Genomic DNA, 633 nt, shown 5'->3' with positions numbered 1-633 from the left:
ATGATGAAATGAGAATGAGACATTTTATTTTATTATTTGTGAGCGCAAAGATAGTTTTGTTTTAGTCGCATTTAAAATAGAGTGGCAATAGATTTACCTATACAAACCAAAAGCTATGTTAAATGATTGAATTCCTTACTATAAAAGACGTAACATTATAGAAATTAACCGTATTAACTTTAAATTAAACATTATGGAAAGCAACGATTTAGGCTCAAAAAAAACAAATAATAAGCAAAATATAAACGAAGGATTTAGCGGTGAGAATCTAGCCAAAAATACGAATCCTGAAGTATCACATCTGAAATCAGAGGTAGAAACCGACAATCATGGAAATCAAAAATTGTTCAAAGAGCACGTAATATAAACGGAACCTTGGAATAGAATGAGGATAGCACTCCTAAAAATTTAAGTTCTGATACCGCGAATGTTTCTGAAGAACAAGCTAAAAAAATGGTAGAGAATAAAGATCATAACTCTGATATAATTCCAAATCGATATCCTAATAAACATCCGGATAATCAGGAAGACAGAGGAAATATAAAACTGGATGAATAAGAATTCATTTTATTTTTAATAAGCCAATAAGTGCATCGTTTCTTATTGGCTTTTTTTATGGGTCACAAGCATAGT

General features: G+C 30.2%; 1 protein-coding gene. It reads left to right on the top strand.

All coding sequences use genetic code 11. The features are described 5' to 3' along the window. Positions 1-193: 193 nt before the first annotated feature. Entirely contained in the window at positions 194-367 is a 174-nt protein-coding gene (locus FNW07_RS13855; protein ID WP_185963165.1) for a hypothetical protein, read from the top strand. The last annotated feature ends 266 nt before the right edge of the window (positions 368-633 follow it).

Source organism: Flavobacterium sp. GT3R68 (genome assembly GCF_007109225.1).
In the GTDB taxonomy this organism is placed as follows: Bacteria; Bacteroidota; Bacteroidia; order Flavobacteriales; family Flavobacteriaceae; genus Flavobacterium.
The sequence above is the reverse complement of the archived record's forward strand: the minus strand, read 5'-3'. Positions and strand labels throughout refer to the sequence as shown.